The organism is uncultured Maribacter sp. (assembly GCF_963977385.1).
GTDB lineage: Bacteria > Bacteroidota > Bacteroidia > Flavobacteriales > Flavobacteriaceae > Maribacter.
Window position 1 is genome coordinate 234,081 of sequence record NZ_CAXBOU010000002.1, and the last position, 23,219, is coordinate 257,299.

General features: G+C 33.3%; 21 protein-coding genes and 1 other RNA gene. 12 read left to right on the forward strand and 10 right to left on the reverse strand.

Features of this window, described 5'->3' with window-relative positions; genetic code table 11:
• The first annotated feature begins 431 nt into the window (after positions 1–431).
• Positions 432–1,472, forward strand: a complete 1,041-nt coding sequence (locus AAC084_RS04380; protein WP_339837425.1) for an alpha/beta fold hydrolase — start codon at positions 432–434, stop codon at positions 1,470–1,472.
• A gap of 26 nt (positions 1,473–1,498) precedes the next feature.
• Here the strand turns inward: AAC084_RS04380 and AAC084_RS04385 are convergent, their stop codons facing one another.
• Complete coding sequence (locus AAC084_RS04385; RefSeq protein WP_339837427.1) at positions 1,499–2,029, reverse strand: hypothetical protein; 531 nt, start codon at positions 2,027–2,029, stop codon at positions 1,499–1,501.
• A 176-nt stretch (positions 2,030–2,205) separates the two neighbouring features.
• Here AAC084_RS04385 and AAC084_RS04390 point away from each other — a divergent pair, with 176 nt between their 5' ends.
• Positions 2,206–3,243, forward strand: coding sequence for a ThuA domain-containing protein (locus tag AAC084_RS04390; protein WP_339837430.1), 1,038 nt, complete (start codon positions 2,206–2,208; stop codon positions 3,241–3,243).
• Positions 3,244–3,257: 14 nt separating this feature from the next.
• On the opposite strand, the gene AAC084_RS04395 is transcribed toward AAC084_RS04390, so the two are convergent.
• Positions 3,258–3,725 (reverse strand): nuclear transport factor 2 family protein, encoded by a 468-nt coding sequence (locus AAC084_RS04395; protein WP_339837432.1) that lies wholly within the window; start codon positions 3,723–3,725, stop codon positions 3,258–3,260.
• A 130-nt stretch (positions 3,726–3,855) separates the two neighbouring features.
• Between AAC084_RS04395 and panB the strand changes: the two genes are divergently transcribed.
• From panB to AAC084_RS04415, 4 genes are read left to right on the forward strand one after another with little or no spacing between them, the layout of a single operon-like run.
• Complete coding sequence (gene panB, locus AAC084_RS04400; protein WP_339837434.1) at positions 3,856–4,674, forward strand: 3-methyl-2-oxobutanoate hydroxymethyltransferase; 819 nt, start codon at positions 3,856–3,858, stop codon at positions 4,672–4,674.
• An 11-nt stretch (positions 4,675–4,685) separates the two neighbouring features.
• Positions 4,686–5,183: a signal peptidase II gene (gene lspA, locus AAC084_RS04405; protein WP_339837436.1), complete on the forward strand. Its 498-nt coding sequence runs from the start codon at positions 4,686–4,688 to the stop codon at positions 5,181–5,183.
• 43 nt (positions 5,184–5,226) lie between these two features.
• Complete coding sequence (locus AAC084_RS04410; protein ID WP_339837438.1) at positions 5,227–5,925, forward strand: RluA family pseudouridine synthase; 699 nt, start codon at positions 5,227–5,229, stop codon at positions 5,923–5,925.
• Positions 5,926–5,960: 35 nt separating this feature from the next.
• The gene (locus AAC084_RS04415; protein WP_339837441.1) at positions 5,961–6,491 is read left to right on the forward strand and encodes a DUF4252 domain-containing protein; all 531 of its coding nucleotides are present in this window, start codon (positions 5,961–5,963) and stop codon (positions 6,489–6,491) included.
• Here the strand turns inward: AAC084_RS04415 and AAC084_RS04420 are convergent, their stop codons facing one another.
• On the reverse strand, positions 6,492–7,361 hold the full coding sequence (locus AAC084_RS04420) for a DMT family transporter (RefSeq protein ID WP_339837444.1): 870 nt from the start codon (positions 7,359–7,361) through the stop codon (positions 6,492–6,494).
• A gap of 15 nt (positions 7,362–7,376) precedes the next feature.
• Complete coding sequence (locus tag AAC084_RS04425; protein WP_339837447.1) at positions 7,377–8,921, reverse strand: hypothetical protein; 1,545 nt, start codon at positions 8,919–8,921, stop codon at positions 7,377–7,379.
• Positions 8,922–9,066: 145 nt separating this feature from the next.
• Here AAC084_RS04425 and AAC084_RS04430 point away from each other — a divergent pair, with 145 nt between their 5' ends.
• Positions 9,067–10,239: a 2-isopropylmalate synthase gene (locus AAC084_RS04430; RefSeq protein ID WP_339837449.1), complete on the forward strand. Its 1,173-nt coding sequence runs from the start codon at positions 9,067–9,069 to the stop codon at positions 10,237–10,239.
• Positions 10,240–10,241: 2 nt separating this feature from the next.
• Positions 10,242–11,360, forward strand: a complete 1,119-nt coding sequence (gene leuB / locus AAC084_RS04435; protein ID WP_339837452.1) for a 3-isopropylmalate dehydrogenase — start codon at positions 10,242–10,244, stop codon at positions 11,358–11,360.
• Positions 11,361–11,369: 9 nt separating this feature from the next.
• On the opposite strand, the gene AAC084_RS04440 is transcribed toward leuB, so the two are convergent.
• Entirely contained in the window at positions 11,370–12,593 is a 1,224-nt protein-coding gene (locus AAC084_RS04440) for a TlpA disulfide reductase family protein (protein ID WP_339837454.1), read from the reverse strand.
• A 126-nt stretch (positions 12,594–12,719) separates the two neighbouring features.
• Here AAC084_RS04440 and pheT point away from each other — a divergent pair, with 126 nt between their 5' ends.
• Positions 12,720–15,149 (forward strand): phenylalanine--tRNA ligase subunit beta, encoded by a 2,430-nt coding sequence (pheT, locus tag AAC084_RS04445; protein ID WP_339837456.1) that lies wholly within the window; start codon positions 12,720–12,722, stop codon positions 15,147–15,149.
• Here pheT and AAC084_RS04450 read toward each other — a convergent pair whose 3' ends face one another.
• A complete protein-coding gene (locus tag AAC084_RS04450; RefSeq protein WP_339837457.1) occupies positions 15,150–15,722 on the reverse strand; it encodes a fasciclin domain-containing protein in 573 nt (190 codons plus the stop codon).
• Between the two features lie 207 nt (positions 15,723–15,929).
• On the opposite strand from AAC084_RS04450, the gene AAC084_RS04455 reads away from it, so the two are divergent.
• A complete protein-coding gene (locus AAC084_RS04455; protein WP_339837459.1) occupies positions 15,930–16,652 on the forward strand; it encodes a hypothetical protein in 723 nt (240 codons plus the stop codon).
• 13 nt (positions 16,653–16,665) lie between these two features.
• On the opposite strand, the gene AAC084_RS04460 is transcribed toward AAC084_RS04455, so the two are convergent.
• Both AAC084_RS04460 and AAC084_RS04465 read right to left on the reverse strand, forming a co-directional pair.
• A complete protein-coding gene (locus tag AAC084_RS04460) occupies positions 16,666–17,790 on the reverse strand; it encodes a hypothetical protein (protein ID WP_339837462.1) in 1,125 nt (374 codons plus the stop codon).
• A 26-nt stretch (positions 17,791–17,816) separates the two neighbouring features.
• Positions 17,817–19,445 (reverse strand): ABC-F family ATP-binding cassette domain-containing protein, encoded by a 1,629-nt coding sequence (locus AAC084_RS04465; protein WP_339837464.1) that lies wholly within the window; start codon positions 19,443–19,445, stop codon positions 17,817–17,819.
• A gap of 179 nt (positions 19,446–19,624) precedes the next feature.
• Between AAC084_RS04465 and AAC084_RS04470 the strand changes: the two genes are divergently transcribed.
• Complete coding sequence (locus AAC084_RS04470) at positions 19,625–21,007, forward strand: transaldolase (RefSeq protein ID WP_339837467.1); 1,383 nt, start codon at positions 19,625–19,627, stop codon at positions 21,005–21,007.
• A gap of 26 nt (positions 21,008–21,033) precedes the next feature.
• Here AAC084_RS04470 and AAC084_RS04475 read toward each other — a convergent pair whose 3' ends face one another.
• Both AAC084_RS04475 and ffs read right to left on the reverse strand, forming a co-directional pair.
• Positions 21,034–21,840 carry an SDR family oxidoreductase gene (locus AAC084_RS04475; protein WP_339837469.1) on the reverse strand — a complete coding sequence of 269 codons (807 nt, stop codon included), beginning with the start codon at positions 21,838–21,840 and terminating at the stop codon, positions 21,034–21,036.
• Between the two features lie 91 nt (positions 21,841–21,931).
• Positions 21,932–22,030: signal recognition particle sRNA small type (gene ffs, locus AAC084_RS04480), an RNA gene on the reverse strand.
• 133 nt (positions 22,031–22,163) lie between these two features.
• Between ffs and AAC084_RS04485 the strand changes: the two genes are divergently transcribed.
• Positions 22,164–23,219, forward strand: a complete 1,056-nt coding sequence (locus AAC084_RS04485) for a glutaminyl-peptide cyclotransferase (RefSeq protein ID WP_339837471.1) — start codon at positions 22,164–22,166, stop codon at positions 23,217–23,219.

Consider the following 23,219-nt stretch of genomic DNA (forward strand, 5'->3'; position numbering starts at 1 on the left):
AAAATACTTATTCTTTTAAAAAGATTTTACAATTAACCTATTGATATTTAGAATTATATAAATTTAACTGTCATAAAGTATAAGCCCGGATTTTTAATAAGTAGATTACAACTAGAGCTTAAATAACTAAGCTCTACAAGAACACCTACATTCAATTGATAGTGTTTCTAAACCGAATCAGAAATCTTTGATACCACGGAAGCCTTTGTATAAATCTCTGGCGAAATATATATTTCTGATTTCAGAAAAAAAGTAATAGAAAAATTGAAAGCTCTAAAACGCTTTCAGTTAGCGAATAAAACTGTTTTAAAATTACAAATTATCTAAAACCCATGTTAACATAGCTTATATGAGGCTATCATTTGAAATGGATAAATATCTTTGTACATTACTAGTTTATCAAATTAGATAATTGACCCCATTAAAGTCTTATGAAAATTAAACCCATATTATTTTTATGTTTTGTTTTGACCTTATATATATCATTTGGCCAAACCAAAATTATAGAAGAAAGGTTTTTACCTATTGGTGACATTGAACAATGGATTACAATTAAAGGCGAGGATATTAAAAATCCTGTTATTCTATTTATTCATGGCGGCCCTGGTAGTACTATGAGCCAATATAAAGATGATATTTATGGTGATTGGGCCAAAGAGTTTACATTGGTAAATTGGGATCAAAGAGGAGCGGGCAAAACGTTTGGCAACAATGCGCCTAAAGAAATAACTGAAGATTTTTATGTAAACAATCCATTAAGTGTCGAAGAAATGGCCAATGATGGTATTGAACTTACCCAATATCTTTTAAAGTATTTAAATAAAAGAAAAGTCATTGTCGTTGGAACTTCTTGGGGCTCAATTTTGGCCACTAAAATGGCATTAAAACAACCAAAATTATTTCATGCCTATGTTGGTCATGCTCAGTTTGTAAATTTTTCTAGCAATATTAAGAATGCTTATGCCGAAGTCTATGAAATAGCAAAAAAAGAGGAAGATAAATTAATTATTGAAAAACTAGAAAATTTAGGATTCCCACCATACAACAAAGCTAAGAATTACGGACAGCTGTTACGAATAGTCAAAGAATATGAAAAGGAGAATTCAACTCCCAGTCCAACTAACTGGTGGAAAATAGCCTCACCTTACGATAATATTAAAGACAGTAAAGACCGATATAACGGCGATGATTATTCATTTCTAAACCTTGTTGGTGATAAGAATATTGGTGTAAAATCAATGGTATCTGATATAAATTTTGAGAAAACCGGATTGATTTTTCATTTGCCTATTTTCCTGATACAAGGCTCCGATGACATTTTAACTTCTAAAAAATTGACTAAGCCCTATTTTGAAAATATAAAGGCGCCAAGAAAAGAATATTTCTTAGTTTCAAATGCTGCCCATGGTTTTAATGAAGCTATAATTAAGAAGCAATACGAAATAATAAAATCACTACAAGTTCAAAAGTAACTCGTATACTCTATTTGCTGGGTAATTTATTTCTCACCCTTCTCCCCTATAAAATTGTCGCTCTTGTTTTTAAAAAGAATATTAAATGTTGTCAAGCTTCCATAGATTCGGGTTATATATTGTTGTAAATCAATTTTTTCCTGGTCATCTAAATTTTTACTTGAGTTTATTTTCTGTTCCATTACTCGAATACGGTCCCTCACCATCACTATTTTATGAAAAAAAGTATTAATAGGAATTTCCTTATTACTCATACCTGGTTCACCTGGTTCTAATATCAGATTTCCACCTTTCCATTTGTCTGCAATTGCCACGCGTTGTGTTGCATCGCTCCATTTCTGAAGAATAGCTACCAAAGAACTTTCTACATCAAAGAAACTTACTGTATCTACCTCATTATTAACGGCTTCTATAACTTCAAAATCAGTATCTATATCTATAGTTTCCAAACCTTTATCCATGAAAGTCACCCAATATTGATTTGAAGAAACATTGGTAATCACACCCTTACCTAAATCTGCATGTAAAATTCTTGATCCTATTCCTAGTACTTTCATAATAATTATTCTTAGTTACACTGCTAATTTATATCCAGTTTTAATCATCAGCAAAAAGTATTGCCTTTATATATCAATAATATATCCCTGAGTGATGTTTTTGTCGTCTTAGTAAGTTCTTGTACATTTAAAGTCAAGAATTTATGTTAATTCTTTTCAACCATAAAATTACTCTCATGAAAAAACTAATGGCAATATCCTTATTCTGTTTAGTACTAATTTCCTGTGGAGAGAAGAAAAAGGAAATCACAGAACAACCACCGACCAAATTAAAAGCATTAATTATCGACGGTCAAAACAATCACTATGTTTGGCCTAAGACTACAATGATGATGAAAGATTATTTAGAGGAAACAAATCTTTTTACAGTTGATGTGCAACGAATGGATTCTGTTTGGTTAGGAATAAAGTATAATAAAACAAGACCTGAAGCGTATACCTATTTCATTGAAACATATCCATTAACAGATAAAACCTATAGTATTTCAGACAGCCCTATAAAAACATCTAACTTCTCGTTTAATTTTAAGGACTATGATGTAATTATATCAAATTTGGGTGCAGAATCTCCTCTATGGCCAGAAAAAACCAGAAAAGATTTTGAAACTTATATGGATAATGGTGGTGGTTTAGTTGTCATTCATGCAGCAAATAATGCTTGGGGCGAATGGGACGAATTCAATAAAATGATTGGTTTAGGGGCTTGGGGAGGCCGTGATGAAAATACAGGACCATATGTTTATTATAACGAAGCTGGAGAAATTGTAAAAGATTCGACGGAGGGAGTTTGTGGTTCTCACGGACCAGAATATGAATTTCAATTGACGACAAGAGCACCAGAACACCCAATTATGAAAGGTTTGCCTAGCAAATGGTTACATACACAAGATGAATTGTACGAACGTATGAGAGGACCTTTTGAAAATGCCACTATTTTGGCAACTGCCTTTGCCGACGTAGAAAAGAACGCTCCACCTTGGGATCCAAATATTACAGGTCTTGGCCAAAATGTTGCTCAACTTATGGCGATTAATTATGGCAAAGGGCGTGTTTTTCATTCAACTCTTGGTCATTTTGATTATTCAATGGAATGTGCAGGATTCATTACTACCCTGCAACGTGGAACAGAATGGGCGGCAACGGGAGCAGTAACTCAAGAAATACCAAAAGATTTTCCTACACCAAACAGCACTAAATCTAGAGTTTGGAAATAACCTAGGTTCTAATACTATTCAGATAAAGGCGAGCAATTGATTTTTCTGCGTGTATCAATTAAGTAGATTATTTTCCAAGTATTTTCTTCTTTGAAAAGTTGGAAGGAATTTACTCCACAATGTTGAAATTGGTTGTTAACCCAAAATTCATAGGGCGTCCAAGCATTTGCCATATTTCCATCAATTTGAATAAAATAGTTGGTTATACGTTCCTGAAAGTCAATGGAATCAGATATACCTACTATAGATTTTACTAAGTCATCATAACTTTCTGTTTTTAAAATAGACTTCCCTTCTTTAGAGATTCCAATTGTTTGTAGTCGTATTGATGGATGCACTATTTTATTTAATGCAATTGAATCTTGGGCATGAAATGCATCGAAGAATTCAATAACAGCTTGTTTAACCTGTAATTCTTCATTGGTCTGCGATAAAACGACCATATGCATTAATCCAAAAATGAAAATCACCGTTCGTTTCATGTTAGTTGCTTTAAATTCAAACCTAAAATAATATAATTTGACGTTATACCTAGATAAACCCTTAATTGTAATTCAACTATATTCTCATTAAAACTCCTTACTTTTATGGCGCTTAAACGAAAAAACAACTATGTCCACAGCTAAAAAAGAATATAAAAGAGTTACCGTAAAATCATTGGTAGATATGAAGAAAAATGGAGAGAAAATCTCTATGCTTACCTCATATGACTACTCGATGGCGAAAATTGTAGATGCCGCTAAGGTAGATGTCATCTTAGTAGGTGATTCTGCCAGTAACGTAATGGCTGGCCACGAAACGACCTTGCCAATTACTTTGGACCAAATGATATACCATGCCTCTTCAGTTATAAGAGCTGTTGAACGCGCTTTAGTAGTGGTTGATTTACCTTTTGGGAGTTACCAAAGTGACCCTAAGGAAGCTCTACGCTCAGCAATTCGAATTATGAAAGAAAGTGGGGCTCATGCGGTTAAATTAGAAGGTGGTGCGGAAATAAAAGAATCAGTAAAACGAATTTTGGCAGCAGGTATTCCTGTAATGGGTCATTTAGGCTTAACGCCACAATCGATCTATAAATTTGGCACTTATACTGTTCGCGCTAAGGAAGAAGAAGAAGCTAAACAATTGATGGATGATGCTCTATTATTAGAAAAATTAGGATGTTTCGGACTAGTATTAGAAAAAATACCTGCAAAACTAACCAAAAAAGTATCTGAGAGCCTAACCATTCCAACGATAGGTATTGGTGGCGGAAAATATGCTGACGGACAAGTTTTAGTGGTTCATGACCTTTTAGGTATGACCCATGAATTTAATCCACGTTTTTTACGTAGGTACATGAACTTATATGAAGAAATGGGAAATGCTATTTCGAACTACGTTAGTGATGTTAAAAGTCAAGATTTTCCTAATGATGACGAGCAGTACTAATCGATCAATTTATGAGAGGCGCTACATACTTTTCTAAATTTTGGATTTTAGCTATCGTATTGTTAACTGTTGGATGCGACCAAGTTTCTAAAGAATTAACAAGAACAGAAGTTAAACCTAGCGCATATATCCCAATAATTGGGGAGCATTTTATTTTAACCAATGTAGAAAATACGGGCGCAATGTTAGGTTTCGGACAAAACTTTCCCCCTATTGTAAAACGTCTATTTTTACAAGGTTTATCTTTTCTTGTATTATTGGTTCTACTATACAGAATCTTATCAAAACCCAATTTAAATTTTCTAATGCTGATAGCTTTTGCTCTAGTCGTTGGTGGAGGAATGGGTAATTTGATAGATCGAATAGCACACGGTTCAGTAACTGATTTTTTTCTGATTAAATTCGGTTTCTTACGAACAGGAATTTTTAATATCGCTGATGTAGCTGTAACCACAGGAGTACTTATTCTTATTTTCCTGATTGTCAAACGAAAAGAAATAGCTTTCTAAGAAAGAATATTTCATCTTATTAATTAATAAAAATCTATTTTATTTGTCAAATAAAGAACATTCAACCATAGATAATTTACAAGTACTTTTTGAAGATAATCATTTGATTGTCATCAATAAGCGACCTGGAGATATAGTGCAAGGTGACAAAACTGGTGACAAACCGCTTAGCGAGACCGTAAAGTCTTATATAAAGAGAAAGTATAACAAACCTGGTAATGTATATCTAGGGGTTGTACATCGTCTAGATCGCCCAACTTCTGGTATTGTAGTCTTTGCAAAAACTTCGAAAGCTTTGCCAAGATTAAACAAAATGTTCGCTGAGAAAGATGCTAAAAAAACGTATTGGGCCATTGTAAAAAATAGACCAGATGAACCAGAAAAAAGATTGGTTCATTGGATGAAGCGTAATACCAAACAAAATAAATCTTACGCGAACATTAAGGAGGTAAATGATAGTAAAAAAGCTATATTAAGTTACAGATTGATAAAAAAACTTGATAATTATTATCTCTTAGAAATAGACCTAGAAACAGGAAGACATCATCAAATACGTTCTCAGTTAACAGCAATTGGCAGTCCGATTAAAGGTGATCTCAAATATGGATTTAATAGAAGCAACGAGAATGGCAGTATTCATTTGCATGCGCGTAAACTAAAGTTGATGCATCCTGTAAAGAAAGAACCATTAGAAATTATAGCACCATTACCGAATGACCCAATTTGGAACGCTTGTCTTTAATTTCCCTATTTTTAAACACACTAAATACTATAGCCATGTTAAGATATTTTATTGCTTTGATCCTTTTGTTCGCACTTAGTTCTTGCGGAAGTTACAATTCTATTGATACGTTTTATAACGCACATAAGAACGACAATCAAGTTACCGCAGTTAGAGTACCTCAATTTATGTTGAGTATGATTAGTGAAATTTCACCTGAAATGCAGGCTTTGGTTGGTACTACGAAAGATTTAAGGTACATGCAGTTTCCAAGTGCTACTTCAAGTAGAACGCAGTTTCTTAACCAACAAATGAATGGTATAACAGGGAATTCATTCATTGAAGTTTTTAGAAAAAATGATGAATTAAAACGAAACGTAGTATCTGTTCGTGAGAAAAAGAATTCTATTAAAGAGATATTAATTTATAACAATGACAACCAAACAGGTTCATTTTTATATTTCAATGGAGATTTTGATCCTGTAAAAGTTCGTGAAATGGCTAAAAATGAGCAATTCACTAAGTTCGGCAACAATATTTTTTCGCAATTCGGTGCCAGTACACCAGGAATTAATTCACCGAAATAATTAAGATAATTTAGGTCGTTTTTTAGAACGTACACTTTCTATAACTACGGAACTCAATATTAGAATACCGCCCAAAATCGTAGTCCCTTTTGGTATTTCAGAAAGAAAAATTGCCCCTATAAGAATACCATAAACTGGTTGAACACTACTTAGAATACTTACTGTGGTAATATTAAAATGCTTAAAGGTCATTAAAAATAATGTATGTCCTATAGCTGTTGTCAATACCGCCAAGGCAACTAACGCTTGCCATTGGCTGAAAATTCGTTCGGGTGCAATGGTAAATAAAAATGGTAACATCATGACACCTACAATAGCTGTTTGATACGTCATAAGTATAGACCCATTATACTTAGCTACTTTTCGTTTTAAAAGAATATTCCTTAAAGCATAAGCCAAAGCCGAAAAAATTCCAAACCCTATCGCAATGGTATACGAATTTTCAAAATCTAACGACGGACTAAGAAAATACATGCCTGCAAGGACTAAAAAAGCTAAAAGCAAATGAACAAGTTGAAATTTTGTCTTTAAAAGTAATGGTTCTAGAAAAGCTGTAATTACAGGATATGTAAAAATAGATAACATGCCAATAGCTACATTTGATAATTTTAATGCGTAGAAGTATGTTACCCAATGAACACCCATTAAGACACCACTTAGAAGAATAACCGGCATATCTTTTCTGTAAATATTAAATGAAAAACCTTTCCACTTACAGAATAGAAACAACACTACAAATGCTAAAATAGCTCTTGTACCAATTGTAACTGGCACTGGTAGTTGTACATATCTACCTAACGCACCTGAAGTGGCTATGAAAAGCATAGCCAGATTAATTTCTAATATATGTTGAATATGATTGTTTTTCATCTAGATGAGCTACCCTTAGCGAGATTTTGCTAAGGCCTTTTCCCTCATAATTTGAGAAACTGGTTTGTTCTGTAAATGACTTTCCAACCAAGAAATAATATCTAAATACAGAAATGCCCTTTTCTCATATGGATGATCTTCATATTTCTTTAATTCAGTATATAATTTTTGAAACTCAGCCTTTAATTGATTCGGGTAAATTCCACCAAGACTTCTTAAAAATTTGATCATCTCTTTTTGAACGGCATGCATATCGTTCATTTTTAAAAGAAATTTATACGTACTTTTTAATTGGACTTCTAAATGATAATCCATACCCGCCTCATAATGAGCCACTAAACTCAACACTCTTGCAAAACACATAAGGTCTTCACGCATTTTCAAGTTTTTATTCTCAATTATTTTCTTTAGATATTGAATACAGGTTTTGTTATCGCCAATACCAAAATAAAGGCAGGCAATCTTATAATACAGTACCATTACATGATGAACATCAATTCTATCACGATGTTTGTTTATACCGTATTCGACAATCTTAACCAAATACAACCCCTTTTCAAAAGTTCCTTCTAGAAAATGCAAATTCAGCTTATTCGCATTTATATACATGAATACCAAAGAATTGATATTATCGTTGTCAGGAAACTCCTTCTCCTTAATGGTATTTTCTAATCGTTCTAATACTTCCTTAAATTGAGAACTATATTGTACATAGAATAAAGATTCTAATAAGTAATGATTTCCCTTTAAAAAGAACACAGGGTTAAGGTATATCATATCCTTATGTTCATAAAAAAGGTCTACCCATTTACTGGCATACTTATAACAGGATAGGAAATCTTGGGTTAGAAAACTATACCACAAATATGCTTTATATAACCATAGTTTTTCACGGAAGCCTAAATCCTCTATGTTATATAGGGGCAAATGGTCATTGAAATAGGTTTTCACTTTTTGATAATCCTCATCGCTACGTACGTATCCGACTTTCAACATCATACCATAGAGCTGTAAAGAAAGATTTGAAAGCTTACTTGTCATTACATTATGGCCTGAAAGTTCTTTAGCCTGAACTGCAAGTTCATTTGCCCGATCCGGAATACTTCGCGTAATATATTGAGTTTCAATAATTTTCTCTAGCTCAACAATCTCATAAGCAATATTCTTTTCTTCATTCTCAATGGCAGTGGTTTTTACTTTATCAAGAATTTTCAAACTTTGTTTGTACAGCCCTTTTTGATAAAGAATTGTCGCAAAGTCTAGTTGCTCTCTTATTTGTACACGAATATTTTGGTTAACAGGATTCAAGCGCAAGCTCACCAAAATCTGTTTATATAGGTGCGCTTTTAAGTTAGAAAGTTGAGCTTTCTTAACTATCCCACTTTCTAGTATTATTTTCTCATCATAATGCTTAATTTTATCCAATAAATTGAAAAGGGCCAAAAACTTAGCATCGGTGTTTACCCCTAATCGACCAACATAAAGCTTAAATTGACGCTTCTCAGATTTCGATAGTGATTTAACCAAAACGAATAAAGCATCTTTATGCGCATTTGTCATCGTAAAAAAAAGAGTTTAAAAAATTGTAAATCAGTGTTTTATATACCTAAAAAAGTGTCTTAACGTTGTAAATGACATAACGAAATTTATAAATTTTGTGAATTAGGTAATATATTCGTTTGACGAGTAAAACTACGTAAATATAATGAGTAAAGATATAGTACAAATATTTGACACGACCTTAAGAGATGGAGAGCAAGTTCCTGGCTGTAAATTAGACATGGAGCAAAAATTAGTTATTGCTGAACGCCTAGATTTACTTGGTGTAAATATCATTGAGGCCGGCTTTCCTGTTTCTAGTCCTGGCGACTTCAAATCTGTTGAAGCCATAGCTAAACTCGTTAAAAATGCAACGGTATGTGGTTTAACGCGTGCAGTTCGAAAAGATATAGAAGTAGCCGCTGAAGCATTGAAATATGCCAAAATGCCTAGAATCCATACAGGTATTGGTACTTCTGACTCTCACATAAAACATAAATTCAATTCTAACAGAGAAGCAATAATTGAACGTGCAGTGGCTGCCGTTAGTTACGCTAAAACCTTTGTAGAAGATGTCGAATTCTACGCTGAGGATGCTGGCCGAACAGACAATGAGTTTCTAGCTCGTGTTTGTGAAGCTGTTATTAAAGCAGGTGCAACCGTTCTAAATATCCCAGATACGACAGGATATTGCTTGCCAGATGAGTATGGTGCAAAAATGAAATATTTAAAAGAAAATGTAACAGGCATTGATAAAGCTATACTTTCATGTCATTGCCATAATGACTTAGGATTGGCTACCGCGAATTCAATTGCGGGTGTTTTAAATGGTGCCCGACAAATAGAATGTACTATAAACGGTATTGGCGAACGTGCCGGTAACACTTCTTTAGAAGAAGTGGTAATGATTTTGCGTCAACACCCAGATTTAAATTTAGATACCACTATTAATAGCAAGTTACTTTATGATACTAGCCAAATGGTATCTCGTAAAATGGGAATGATGGTGCAACCTAACAAAGCTATTGTTGGTGCTAATGCATTTGCACATAGTTCTGGTATTCATCAAGATGGTGTTATAAAAAATAGAGAAACATACGAAATTATAGATCCGGCTGATGTTGGTGTTACCGAATCATCTATAGTATTAACTGCTCGTAGTGGTAGAGCTGCATTGGCATATCGGGCTAAAATTGTTGGTTATGAATTAACCAAAATACAATTAGATATGGTTTACGAAGAGTTTTTAAAGTTTGCAGATTCTAGAAAAGAAGTGAAAGATGATGATATTCATCAAATTATTGAAGCATCGAACATCGATATAAAAAGTATTAGCTAATTATGCATTTAAACATCGCTGTTTTAGAAGGTGACGGAATCGGACCAGAGGTCGTTGCGCAATCAATTAAGTGCCTTCGTTCTGTAGAAGAAACTTTTGGCCATAGCTTTACGTTCAAAAAGGGTTTGATTGGTGCATCAGCTATAAATAAAACTGGCAGTCCACTACCAAATGAGACTTTAGAACTCTGTAAAAACTCTGATGCAACACTTTTCGGTGCTTTAGGTTCACCAGAATTTGATGATAACCCAAAGGCTAAGGTTTGGCCAGAGCAGGGATTATTAAAATTGCGTAAAGAACTAGATCTCTTTGCAAATATTAGACCTGTAAAAGTTTTTCCTTCTTTGGTAAAGCAATCTCCTTTGCCTAAAATCAGTGTTCAAAATACGGATCTCGTAATTTTCAGGGAATTGTCTGGAGGAATTTACTATGGCGATAAGTCCATAAGTGAAGACCAAAGTTCAGCAACTGATACATGTACCTATACCGAGGCGGAAATAAGTAGAATTACGCATTTGGCGTTTAAATCTGCCCGTTCTAGAAAAAAGAAAGTTACCCTAGTAGATAAAGCTAACGTGCTTGAAACATCACGTCTTTGGAGACGTGTTGTACGTTCTATTTCCGAAAGTTATCCTGATGTTATATTAGATTGCCTCTTTATAGATAATGCAGCCGTACAAATGATTTTAAACCCTTCGCAATTCGATGTTATTTTAACCGATAACATGTTTGGTGATATTCTCTCTGATCAAGGTAGTGTAATTGCAGGTTCTATCGGATTACTGCCATCGGCATCAGTGGGTATTGAACATGCTATGTTCGAACCAATTCACGGTTCTTATCCGGATGCAAAAGGAAAAAATATAGCAAACCCTGTAGCCTCTATTCTAAGTATGGCCATGTTATTACAGCATTTTAAAATGAATGAAGAATCCGACGCAGTTGTAGCGGCAGTTTTAAAATCATTCTCGAAAAAAATAGTGACTCCAGATATTTTAGGAAGTTCTAAATATGGAACAAATTATGTTGGTGATTTTATAGCTGATAATATTATGGAAATAGATGGTAGCTTTAACATGAACGATGAAAACATCGGTTTGGGAAAATCAACCATCATCTAAGTTTGTTATTTATTCATTAATAAGCTGAGTAACCAATACATCAAAATCCTTTTTGAATTCAACAAATTTATCACCAGTAGCAGGGCCATTAAATCCTGTGTGAATTTTGCGTACTACACCTTTTTTATCAATGAATATCGTTGTAGGGAACGAAAGAATATTGCTCAGCATCGGCAGTTTTTGCTGTGCTTCTACTTTATCGACAGAACCAAATTGTGCTAATACTATTGGATATGGAAGTCCAATTCTTTCCTTTAAACGCTCAATTCCTATAAATGCCTTTTCCTCTGTTTTTGCAGATTCAAATGCCAAACCAATAACTTTTAGATTATCATTTTCTTTTAAGTAGTCTACCAGAAATTTACTCTCATCCAAACAATTAGGACACCAAGTACCCATTAGTTGTACGATGACTACTTTATTTTGATAATCTTCATCACTTAACGAAATTATTTTCCCTTTAGAATCTGGGAATGAAAAAGCTAACTTATCATAACCTTCATTAATAAAAGTCAATGAATCGGGATCTGGCAATTCGTAACCATCATTTCTTGTTGCTACAAATGGTTCTTTGAAATGATTTCCTGAATAAAAAACTCCGGTCAAACTAGAATCGGTAACTTTTGCCGTGAATAAAAAAGCGTGAGCACCATCGAATGAAGACAATTTTAAGGAATCACCATCCATAATACCATCTAAATAACGATAGTCACCTGTGGTTGTCCTAAATGTACCTGTTACACGATTACCATCTTGAAGAAATATACCTTTACCAATATATTCTTCCTCCAAATCAGGACTGAAATAGGTTTCCCATATTCCTGATACATCTTTGCTTGCATTATTATTCTCTGAATCAAATCTTTCTTCTACCCCAAATGTTGCCTTGAAAGGAACAATTCTATCTAAACTTTCCTTAATAAATTGACCAGTAATTTCTTTCTCTGAAAACGTGCCTGCCAAATATCCTTCGAATACAGGTGTCTGTATTATTATTGAATCCCCATGAATAACAATCTCATTCACATCTATAACTTCTTCTGCATTTATGATTTGCATGCTATATAAGCCATCAGCATTCTTATTAACCTTAAGATTAAAAGGTAATACTTGATTATCCATCACATTAAGATCAACTCGCCATAGCCCTTCTGCTAATTTGGTGTTTTGCTCTTTTTCATTACAAGAAACTAATAGCATAAAAATAGCTAGTACTGCAATACCTAATCTCATATTCATTCTAATTTTAATTTTCAATAAACGATTTAAATAGGACAATTAAAAATTAAAATAAACACTTCATAGCTTATTGAATGTATACGGGCATTGTTTTATCTTTGCACCCTATAAAAATTTTGAATGAAAATATCATATAACTGGTTAAAACAGTTCATACAAATAGATTGGGAATCCCAAAAAACAGGTGAACTTTTAACTGATTTAGGATTAGAAGTAGAAGGTGTTGAAAAATTTGAATCTGTTAAAGGCGGATTGAAAGGAATTGTTGTTGGACATGTCTTAAGTTGTGAAAAACATACCAATGCAGATAAACTAAATGTTACGACAGTTGATATAGGTTCAGGAACTCCAATTCAAATCGTATGTGGAGCAAAAAATGTAGCCGTAGGTCAAAAAGTACCTGTAGCCACTATCGGAACTACACTTTACACGGCGGAAGGTGAAGCCTGGAAAATAAAGAAAGGAAAAATTCGAGGTGAAGAAAGCCATGGAATGATTTGTGCCGAAGATGAACTTGGTCTTGGAACCGGCCATGAAGGAATTATGGTTCTAGACAACGATTTAGCTCCAGGTACACCTTGTTCTGAGATTTTTGACATTGAAAACGATGAAGTTTTTGAAATAGGTCTTACCCCAAACCGCGCTGATGCTATGAGCCATTTTGGTGTGGCGAGAGATTTAAAAGCCGGATTAAAACAAAAAGAAATTTCAAAGGAGCTGATAACTCCTTCAACAAGTCATTTTAATATTAATGACCGTTCGTTGAAAATAGATGTAGATGTTAAGAAATCAGAATTAGCACCTCGTTATTGTGGTGTAACACTTAGCAATTTAATTATACAACCCTCCCCTACTTGGCTTAAAAATAGACTAAAGGCAATTGGCCTTACTCCAAAAAATAATGTCGTTGATGCAACTAATTATGTATTGCACGAATTGGGTCAACCTTTACATGCTTTTGATGCAGCTAAGATAAAAGGGAATAAAATTGTGGTTCAAACATTACCAAAAGGCACCAAGTTTGTTACTCTTGATGGCGTAGAAAGAACATTGCATGAAGATGATTTAATGATTTGCGATGCGGAAAAACCATTATGTTTAGCAGGTGTATTTGGAGGGCTTGGATCCGGAGTAACAGAGGAAACGACTTCAATATTTTTAGAGAGCGCTTATTTTAATCCGGTTTCAATACGGAAATCAGCTAAAAGACATGCATTGAACACCGATGCCTCTTTTAGGTTTGAGCGTGGCATCGACATTGAAAATGTTGAGTATAGCCTTAAACGTGCTGCCTTATTAATTAAGGAAATTGCAGGTGGTGAAATTACATCTGATATTATAGACCTGTACCCGAACAAAACCTCAAATTTTGAAGTGTTCTTGGCTTTTGAGAAAATAAACAAACTAATAGGTCAAGAGATTCCTCAAGATACCATAAAATCAATATTAGCTTCACTTGACATTAAAGTTAAGAACGTAACTGAAGCAGGTATGGGGCTTGAAGTACCTTCTTACCGTGTAGATGTGCAAAGGCAAGTTGACGTTATTGAAGAAATTTTGCGAGTTTATGGGTATAACAATATTGCTTTTAGCGAAAAATTGAATGCCTCTATCGCCACAACAGTAGCCACTGAAGACCATAAAATACAATCAACGATTGGGAATGTTCTTGCTGCAAAAGGGTATTATGAAATATTAACTAACAGCCTTACCAATCCTGATTATAGTAAACTTTTGGACACTGAAGAAGGTGATAATAAATCTATTGAAATCATAAACCCATTAAGTGGTGACTTATCGGTTTTACGTAGAGCATCATTATTTTCTGCATTAGAAATTGCTAGTTATAATATAAATAGAAAAAGGGCAAACCTTAAATTATTTGAATTCGGAAAAACTTATCATTCTAAAGATGGCAAAAGAATTGAACCAAAATATTTAAGCATTTTACTTTCAGGTGATTCTATTCAAGATAGCTGGACGAATAACGTAGTAGCTACAAATTTCTTTGAATTGAAGTCAATTGTGAAAACTATTTTAATTCGATTAGGTTTAGATAATTTAAAAAGCGAACCTACTTCTTCTACCTTATTTTCAGAAGGATTGAGCTTTACATATCAAAAAAATAATTTGGTGTCTTTCGGACCGATAAAAAAATCTATTTTAAAACATTTCGATATCAAACAAGATGTTTTATATGCTGATTTTAATTGGGATGTAATTTTAAAACAACTAACGAATACTCCTATTGTATTTAAAGACATTCCAAAATACCCTGAAGTTAAACGAGATTTCGCATTATTACTAGATCAAAAATCAACGTACAGAGAACTTTTTGATTTGGCCTATGGCGCAGAACGAAAATTCTTGAAGGATATGACTCTTTTTGATGTTTATGAAGGTGAAAACCTACCGGAAGGCAAAAAATCATATGCTGTTAGTTTCACCTTACAAGATGATAAAAGCACATTAACAGAAAAGCAAATAGAAAAGATTATGTCTAAGCTGCAAACGACCTACGAAACTAAGCTTGGAGCGTCACTTCGATAATTAAAAAAGTATTGCAGGAATAAAAACGGTATCGATTTCATGAATAACACCATTCGATTGATTTGAATCTGCCGTTACAATAACAGCATTATTTCCAGATTTATCGGTTAATACGATATCGATACCATTCATGGTAGCTGTTATTTTTTCACCTTGTATAGTGGTAAACTTAGCTACACCATTACCTCGGCACATTGCTGTTAAAATATTTGAAGCAGATAATTTACCAGCTATGATATGATATGAAAGTATAGACTTTAGCGCTTTCTTATTTTTTGGATCGTAAAGTTTATCTATTGTTATTTGCGAAAGCTTCTCGAAAGCAAGATTTGATGGCGCAAAGACAGTAAATTCTCCATTATACCCTAATACCTTGTCTAAATTGGTTACTTTCAAGACACTCATTAAGGTAGAATGACTTTCAAAAGAAGCTGTTCTTTCTATTATAGATTTTTCCGATTTAGGGAAATGAGTCTTAGCACTGCTTATATTAGTTTCAATATTATCCTGTGCGTAGGAATAAACCCCTAAAAAAAGGGTGCACAAGGACACGAGGGATGTCCATTTTTTCATATAATTAGTTCTATAGGGGCAAAAGTTTTGAAAATCGACAAACGGCTCGATTTCATCGTCAAGATACAATTTGAAGTAGTACATACCTATCGCAAATTAATCAATAAAAAAATTTTAACATTTTATTAACTTTTAATTATGTTCAACAAAAATTATCCAAATTCTTTAAATACCTAACTTTGAGTGTATTGCCAAATAGAAAGGATTATGTTGTTACCCAAAACTAATATTAAAGAAAAGCTGATTAAGGCAAAATTAAAAAATTATACCTCTGAAGAAAATAGATTAAAAGAGGTCTATTCTATATTAGCCAACGTAGACAATGAGTTTAAGCGCATTGAAGAAAATATTTCAATCAGCAACGGAACACCTAAGAATAACTTTAATATCGATTTATTAGATCATTCCAGGATATTTCATATAAACGAGATTAAACAAATATGTATCGATTACCGACTACGGTTTTTAGATACCAAATATTTTAAAGGAGAGATACCCGCTGAAGGACTATCAAAAATTAAAACTTTAGAAAAAGAACATAAACTTGAAATTAAAGGTTTTAAAATAATAGCACCTTCTAAACTTTTTAAGTTAGAGGATAAAGATGACCCTTTACTTTTTGCACCGATTGGTAACGGATATCATTACTTAGTACATCAGTGGGGCAATGACCTACATCCTTTAAGAAAAGTGCTTATGTGGCCATTTAAAGGCATGGTAAACTTGTCGGTTTTAGTTCTATTATTAAGTTTCTTTGTCACACTTTTAATACCCGAAGGACTCTTTTCTAAATCGAATTCGACTGCAGAGTTTTGGATTATAAATTTCTTTATGTTCAAGTGTATTGCTTCGGTAGTAATATTCTATGGCTTTGCACTAGGTAAAAACTTTAATCCCGAAATCTGGAACAGTAAGTATTTTAATAGTTAACCAAAGCCTAATGTTAATTGACGAAAATAGTCTGCGGTACTCCATCCAAATCGATATTATCTATTATCTTAAATTCAGGAGCTGGACTTATTCTTAATATGCCGCCTTTGTTCGAATTGCCTTTCTTCTGATACCCTATGAGCACAAAATCATTTAGCTCATCGTAGCCAATTGATGTTGTTGAAGCAATACTATACTTCACATTCAATTCAGATTCAGATAAAAAATTCTCAAAAAGATACACTACAGTACTATTTTCTTGAAAATTATAAATAGCAGGTACACTTGTTACCCCAGATGTCTGCATTGTTTTTTGAAAATACATTTTACCAGCGGAGTCTATAAATGAATCTTTAGTAGTAAGAAAACCTGGCTCTGTATTCTCTCCGTAGGTAGTATATGTTTTATCTAAAGTAACAGGGTCTAAAGTCGTATGTAATTTAGGGTTACTGATAATTATTTGTTCAGCGTTATTTTTAAAAAGCTTAGCAACATTTCTTCCTAAATCAATCTCCATAAGTAGTTCGTTTGTATTTAAATCAACAACTGAAAGATGATATTCATCGGTAACAAACTCATTTAAAGTTAGCACAAATAGCCTATTAGTAGAGGTTATTAAATCGACCGGTTTTTTATCTAAGGGGATATCTATAGAATTATTTCCGTTAGTATTTAATGGGACAACACGAACCGTGTTCTGCTTATCTTTTCCTTGAAGTTCTCTTTCGTATGCTATAAATATTGACTGTTCTGTATGCGTAATTGCAATAACGTCTATCGAACAAGGGTCAAAATCTTTAAACACTTCGTAAGACTTAACAATATCACTTTTTGCATTGTACACCTGAATTTTAGCTTCACAATTTTTGGTATAATAAAAACTTATTTCGTCTGAAGTACGAAATTTAGTATACTTAGAAGGAATCTCAGTAAAACTCGTTACTGAATTTTGCACCTCTAATCCATCATCCGAAGAACCGAGAACAACCGTATTCAAATGATTGCTACTACTTAAAAATACAGTATAATTTGAAGGTATGACTGTTGCAACTTCCTCAGAATTTGCTACTGAAGATTTTTCGCATGCACTAAAACTAAGGGCCATAAACAAATAGGCCACAATATTGTAGGTTTTCATAAAACATCGATTTGGGTTAATCTATTCTATGCTTTTTCAGCGTACATTTTATTACGCTGCTCTTTTAATGCCTTGTCAGACATATATTCATCAAACGTAGAATACCTATCAATGTTGCCTTTAGGAGTCAATTCTATGATTCTATTTGCCACTGTTTGCGCAAACTCATGATCATGTGTTGTAAGCAGTACAGTTCCTTTAAAATTCTTTAGAGAATTGTTGAATGCGGTAATACTTTCTAAGTCTAAATGGTTTGTCGGTTCGTCTAACATTAACACGTTAGCACGCATCAACATCATTCTACTTAACATACAACGAACTTTTTCACCACCTGACAGTACCGTACATTTTTTAAGTGCTTCTTCACCACTAAACAACATTTTACCTAAAAACCCTCTTATATAAACCTCTTCTCGTTCTTCTTCTGTTTTTGCATATTGACGCAACCAATCTACCAAATTGATGTTATCAGTAAAGAAGTCTGAGTTATCTGCAGGTAAATAAGCCTGTGTAGTTGTAATTCCCCATTGGAAAGTGCCTTTATCGGCTATTCTATTTCCATTGATAATATCATAGAAAGCTGAAGTAGCTCTAGAATCTCTAGAGATTACCGCAATTTTATCTCCTTTTGCTAAATTGATGTTTACATTATCAAAAAGAATTTCTCCATCCTCTGTAGAAGCTGATAATCCTTCCACATTTAATATTTGATCACCCGCTTCACGTTCTCTATCAAATATTAGCGCAGGATACCTACGGCTAGATGGTTTAATATCATCAATCTTTAATTTAGAAAGCATTTTTTTACGAGATGTAGCTTGCTTACTTTTTGCAACGTTAGCACTAAATCGTGCAATAAACTCTTGTAATTCTTTAGCCTTCTCTTCTGACTTCTTGTTTTGTTGAGCACGTTGACGAGCTGCCAATTGGCTACTTTCGTACCAAAAAGTATAGTTACCCGAATACAGATTCAATTTTCCAAAATCAATATCGCCTATATCGGTACAAACCGTATCTAAAAAGTGACGGTCATGACTTACAACAATTACCGTATTTTCATAATCTGCTAAAAAGTTTTCTAACCAACTAATTGTTTCATAATCCAAATCGTTGGTAGGCTCATCCATTATCAAAACATCAGGATTACCGAACAAGGCTTGAGCAAGAAGCACACGTACTTTCAATTTAGAATCGACTACTGACATTTGTGTAAAATGCAAATCGGCAGAAATACCAAGATTAGATAATAATGCAGCTGCATTGCTATCTGCATTCCAGCCATTCATTTCTTCGAATTTTACTTGCAACTCCCCTATTCTATCTGCATTCTTGTCATCATAATCTGCATAAAGAGCGTCAATTTCTTTTTTAATTTCATAAAGCGGCTTGTTACCCATAACTACTGTTTCTAGCACAGTAAAGTTATCTGCCGAATTATGGTTTTGCTCTAATATTGACATCCTTTTACCTGGTTCTAAATGAACGTGACCAGAAGTAGGGTCCATTTGACCGGCAAGTATTTTCAAAAAAGTAGATTTACCGGCACCATTAGCACCGATTATACCATAACAATTACCCTGTGTGAACGCAACGTTCACTTCATCGAATAAAACTCTTTTTCCAAATTGTACAGATAGATTAGATACCGATAGCATAATAACAAAATTTTAAAAATCGGTGCAAAAATACTGAATTTATAGGCTTAAACTACCTTGTTTAGCATCAATTTCACACAATGATTTTTAAGATTGTACGCTATAACATTTAACTAGCCGTTAACAACAACTGGAGTTTAGGTTTGTTATTTTTGAAAGGTATCAGTCCCTTATACTATATGACAAGAATTCTACTCTCAACAATCATCGTATTTTTAGCAGGTTGTTCAACAGCTAAAAAAGATTCCGATACGGTGCTCTTCGCCGGTGAAATTGTCAACCCTACGAGTACTCAAGTAATTTTAATGAAGGGCAGGCAAAAAATCGATTCTGTACTGCTAGATGAAAAAAATCGATTTAAATTTAATTTATCATCCATTGAAAACGGTCTTTACCATTTTAATTTATCACCCGAATATCAATATGTTTATTTAGAAAAAGGAGATAGCCTAATGGTAAGGCTTAACACAAGCTACTTCGATGAATCATTAGTCTTTTCAGGAAGTAGTGAAGAATTGAATAATTTTTTATTAGAATTATTTCTTGCAGCCGAAGAGGAAGATTCGGCCATGTACAGCGAATATTATGAGTTTGAACCAAATGATTTTTTAGAGAAAATTAAATCACTAAGAAATGACAAAATTAATCGCCTAAATGAATTAAAGTTAGAAACCACAATGTCTGAAGGTGGTTACGAATTACTAAAAGGGAGTATTGATTATACCTATAATCGTTATAAAGAAATATATCCATTTCAGCACAAAAGAAAAACTACAGAGGAAAACTTACATGATTTACCAGAAAGTTTTTATTCCTATAGAAATGAACTTGATTATGATAATCAAAATTTCACCTATCTAAGGCCTTATTATGATTTTATGAAGGCACATTTTGGAAACTTATCTTACATGTCGTGTGTTAATGACTGTAAAGACGGATATTCTGGTGCTGGCAAACAACTGCATTTCAATAAGCATAAATTGCATTTAATTGATAGTTTGGTGGTTGACAAAGAATTAAGAGATAATTTATTTAGAAATGTAGCCTTTGATTATCTTCTTAAAAGAAAGGATGCCCCAGAAAACGCAGCAGTTTTCTTAAAAGAATTTAAAAATGTTTCTAAAAATAACATGCATATAGAAGAAATAGAGAACCTTTATCAAGGTATTGTAAATCTTCAAGCCTCTAAGGTGATACCAAACTTAAACGTTGTATCATTTAATAACGAGAACAAAACATTGACTGAAATTGCAAAAGACAAGAAAGTACTTTTCTACTTCTGGTCGGGATCCAATAAAAAACAATATCAAGAGATTTTTAAAAGAGTTGCTGAATTAAAAGAAAAAAGACCTGACCATGAACTTATAGGTATTAATATTAAGACAGATTTTAATGATTGGAGAGTTATTATTAAAACACTGCAGGTTGATTCTTCTCTACAATATCAAAGTAATAATTACAAAGAACTTACAAAGAAATTGGTTTTATACCCAATGAATAAAGCTATTATAACCGACAATGCTGTTATCGTAGACGGTTTTTCTAATATTTATTATAATTAGTCGAATAAGATTAAGGAGAAATAAAACTACGAACTGTGGTTTTCTAACATCTTCTCAAACCATAGTCCGGGTAATAAACTTTTAAGGGTCAAAGAAAACTTTTGAATGAAAGAGCCAACCTGATAATGAGGTTTTGGGTTTTTAGTTTCGATGATTTTAGCGATTTTTTTACCTACTTCTATTGGATTACCACCTTTATCAACATCTGCATCGATAGCATCTAATGTACTTTTATACATGCCTTTATATGGAGAATCATCATAAACAGGAGTATGATACCTACCTTGTGCAATATTTGTCGCAAAATCACCAGGTGCCAAAGTTGTTAGCTTCACCCCAAAAGATTTGGTTTCCATTCGATAGCTTTCTGTTACTATTTCAAGAGCTCCTTTAGAGGCAGAATAAATTCCTCTATACGGCAACCCCATATATCCTGCTATAGATGTAATATTAATTATTAACCCATCTTTTTGCTTTCGCATAATGGGCAAAACCTGATTCATTACATTCAAAGGTCCATTAAAATTAGTAGCAAATGCATTAAGAACTTCTTCGTGCGGAGTTTCTTCCATTGGGCCAGTGATCCCTATACCTGCATTATTTACAAGAACATCGATTTTAGATTCCTTTTCAAGCAATGTAGCAATACATAATTTTATGGTTTCTATATTGCGAACATCCATTTCTAAAAGTGGAAAATCTGAAAATGAAGTATACTTAGACGTATTTCGCGTTGTACCGTAAACTATATACCCTTTTTCTTTAAGATAAAGGCCTATTGCCTTTCCAATACCTGAAGACCCACCTGTAATTAGAACTACTTTTGTTTTCATTTTATAGAAAAATAAGCGATGCTAAACTATACATTGAATTGGTTATGAATATGTTACCTTAATTTAGATTATTTTAAAAAAAGGCACAAAAAAAAGGCAAGCTACCTACATCGCACCGCTACGACCATATACCCTTGCTGCGTTCCCGCCCTGGGGGATTCTACAGGAGCTGGTCGTGTAGGACTTGCCAGTTGCAAATATACAATCTTTTAAATCTTTCACAATCCTTTTAGTTTCTAATTTTTATGAATTAAATTGCCTGTCAAGAACGAGAAATCCTTCCTGTTCATAATAACTACGTAATCTTAAATACCTTTTTCTCAATGAGAATAGTTAAATTTATTTGTATTGTTCTAATTCCCAGTCTATTCATCGCTTGTGGTAGTGGAAATCAAAAAGCATCTTCCCTATTTGAAATTAATTTAGCCGAAAATGCAAAACAGATTAATCAAAATAAAGAAGTTGGTATTAGTATCAACAATAAAAAGCAAAAAGAAATTGAAAGTGTTCTTTATAGTATAGATGGTGTAGAAATTCCGCTTAAGAATAACAAAATTCTTATTAAAGTACCAACATTGGGGAATAAGACATTAACTGCTAAAATTCAGTTTGAAGGTGAAACAGTTGAAATCAATAAAAACTTAAAAATTTTATCAGAATATGCTCCAGAAATATATACCTATACTATTATTAATGAATACCCACATGATACTGCTGCTTATACCCAAGGTTTAGAATTTCATAATGATACCTTATATGAAAGTACCGGTAAAAATGGACAGTCATTTCTAAGAAAATTAGATTATAAAACTGGTAAGGTTTTTAAGCAAATAGATTTAGACAATAGCTATTTTGGCGAGGGCATTACCATTCTAAACAATAAAATTTATCAGCTAACATGGAAAAGCGGCTTGGGCTTTATCTATGATTTGAACACATTTAAAAAATTAGATAATTTTCAATATGGTAAAAGTCGCGAAGGTTGGGGCTTAACCAATGACGGAGAAAAGATATTTAAAAGCGATGGAACTGAAAAAATTTGGTTTTTGAATCCGGATACTATGACAGAAGATGGCTATATCGAAACAGTCACCAACTCTTCTATATTTAATTCGGCTAACGAACTGGAGTACGTAGATGGAAAAATTTATGCCAATGTGTACCAAAAACCCAGTGTTATGATTATCGATAGTAAAACTGGGGCGATAGAAGGTGTAATAAATTTTAGTGGGCTAAGTGATCTAATTACTAAAACAGAAAATTGGGATAAGGTAAATTTTGTATTAAATGGTATTGCATACCATCCGGAGCGTAAGACATTTTTTGTTACTGGAAAATTTTGGAATAAAATGTTTGAAGTACAAATCCAGAAAAAATAG

Coding starts and splice junctions, on each gene's coding strand:
- AAC084_RS04380 (WP_339837425.1), top strand. CDS start 432: ATGAAAATTAAACCCATATTATTTTTATGTTTTGTTTTGACCTTATAT.
- AAC084_RS04385 (WP_339837427.1), bottom strand. CDS start 2,029: ATGAAAGTACTAGGAATAGGATCAAGAATTTTACATGCAGATTTAGGT.
- AAC084_RS04390 (WP_339837430.1), top strand. CDS start 2,206: ATGAAAAAACTAATGGCAATATCCTTATTCTGTTTAGTACTAATTTCC.
- AAC084_RS04395 (WP_339837432.1), bottom strand. CDS start 3,725: ATGAAACGAACGGTGATTTTCATTTTTGGATTAATGCATATGGTCGTT.
- panB (WP_339837434.1), top strand. CDS start 3,856: ATGTCCACAGCTAAAAAAGAATATAAAAGAGTTACCGTAAAATCATTG.
- lspA (WP_339837436.1), top strand. CDS start 4,686: ATGAGAGGCGCTACATACTTTTCTAAATTTTGGATTTTAGCTATCGTA.
- AAC084_RS04415 (WP_339837441.1), top strand. CDS start 5,961: ATGTTAAGATATTTTATTGCTTTGATCCTTTTGTTCGCACTTAGTTCT.
- AAC084_RS04420 (WP_339837444.1), bottom strand. CDS start 7,361: ATGAAAAACAATCATATTCAACATATATTAGAAATTAATCTGGCTATG.
- AAC084_RS04425 (WP_339837447.1), bottom strand. CDS start 8,921: ATGACAAATGCGCATAAAGATGCTTTATTCGTTTTGGTTAAATCACTA.
- AAC084_RS04430 (WP_339837449.1), top strand. CDS start 9,067: ATGAGTAAAGATATAGTACAAATATTTGACACGACCTTAAGAGATGGA.
- leuB (WP_339837452.1), top strand. CDS start 10,242: ATGCATTTAAACATCGCTGTTTTAGAAGGTGACGGAATCGGACCAGAG.
- AAC084_RS04440 (WP_339837454.1), bottom strand. CDS start 12,593: ATGAGATTAGGTATTGCAGTACTAGCTATTTTTATGCTATTAGTTTCT.
- pheT (WP_339837456.1), top strand. CDS start 12,720: ATGAAAATATCATATAACTGGTTAAAACAGTTCATACAAATAGATTGG.
- AAC084_RS04450 (WP_339837457.1), bottom strand. CDS start 15,722: ATGAAAAAATGGACATCCCTCGTGTCCTTGTGCACCCTTTTTTTAGGG.
- AAC084_RS04455 (WP_339837459.1), top strand. CDS start 15,930: ATGTTGTTACCCAAAACTAATATTAAAGAAAAGCTGATTAAGGCAAAA.
- AAC084_RS04460 (WP_339837462.1), bottom strand. CDS start 17,790: ATGAAAACCTACAATATTGTGGCCTATTTGTTTATGGCCCTTAGTTTT.
- AAC084_RS04465 (WP_339837464.1), bottom strand. CDS start 19,445: ATGCTATCGGTATCTAATCTATCTGTACAATTTGGAAAAAGAGTTTTA.
- AAC084_RS04470 (WP_339837467.1), top strand. CDS start 19,625: ATGACAAGAATTCTACTCTCAACAATCATCGTATTTTTAGCAGGTTGT.
- AAC084_RS04475 (WP_339837469.1), bottom strand. CDS start 21,840: ATGAAAACAAAAGTAGTTCTAATTACAGGTGGGTCTTCAGGTATTGGA.
- AAC084_RS04485 (WP_339837471.1), top strand. CDS start 22,164: ATGAGAATAGTTAAATTTATTTGTATTGTTCTAATTCCCAGTCTATTC.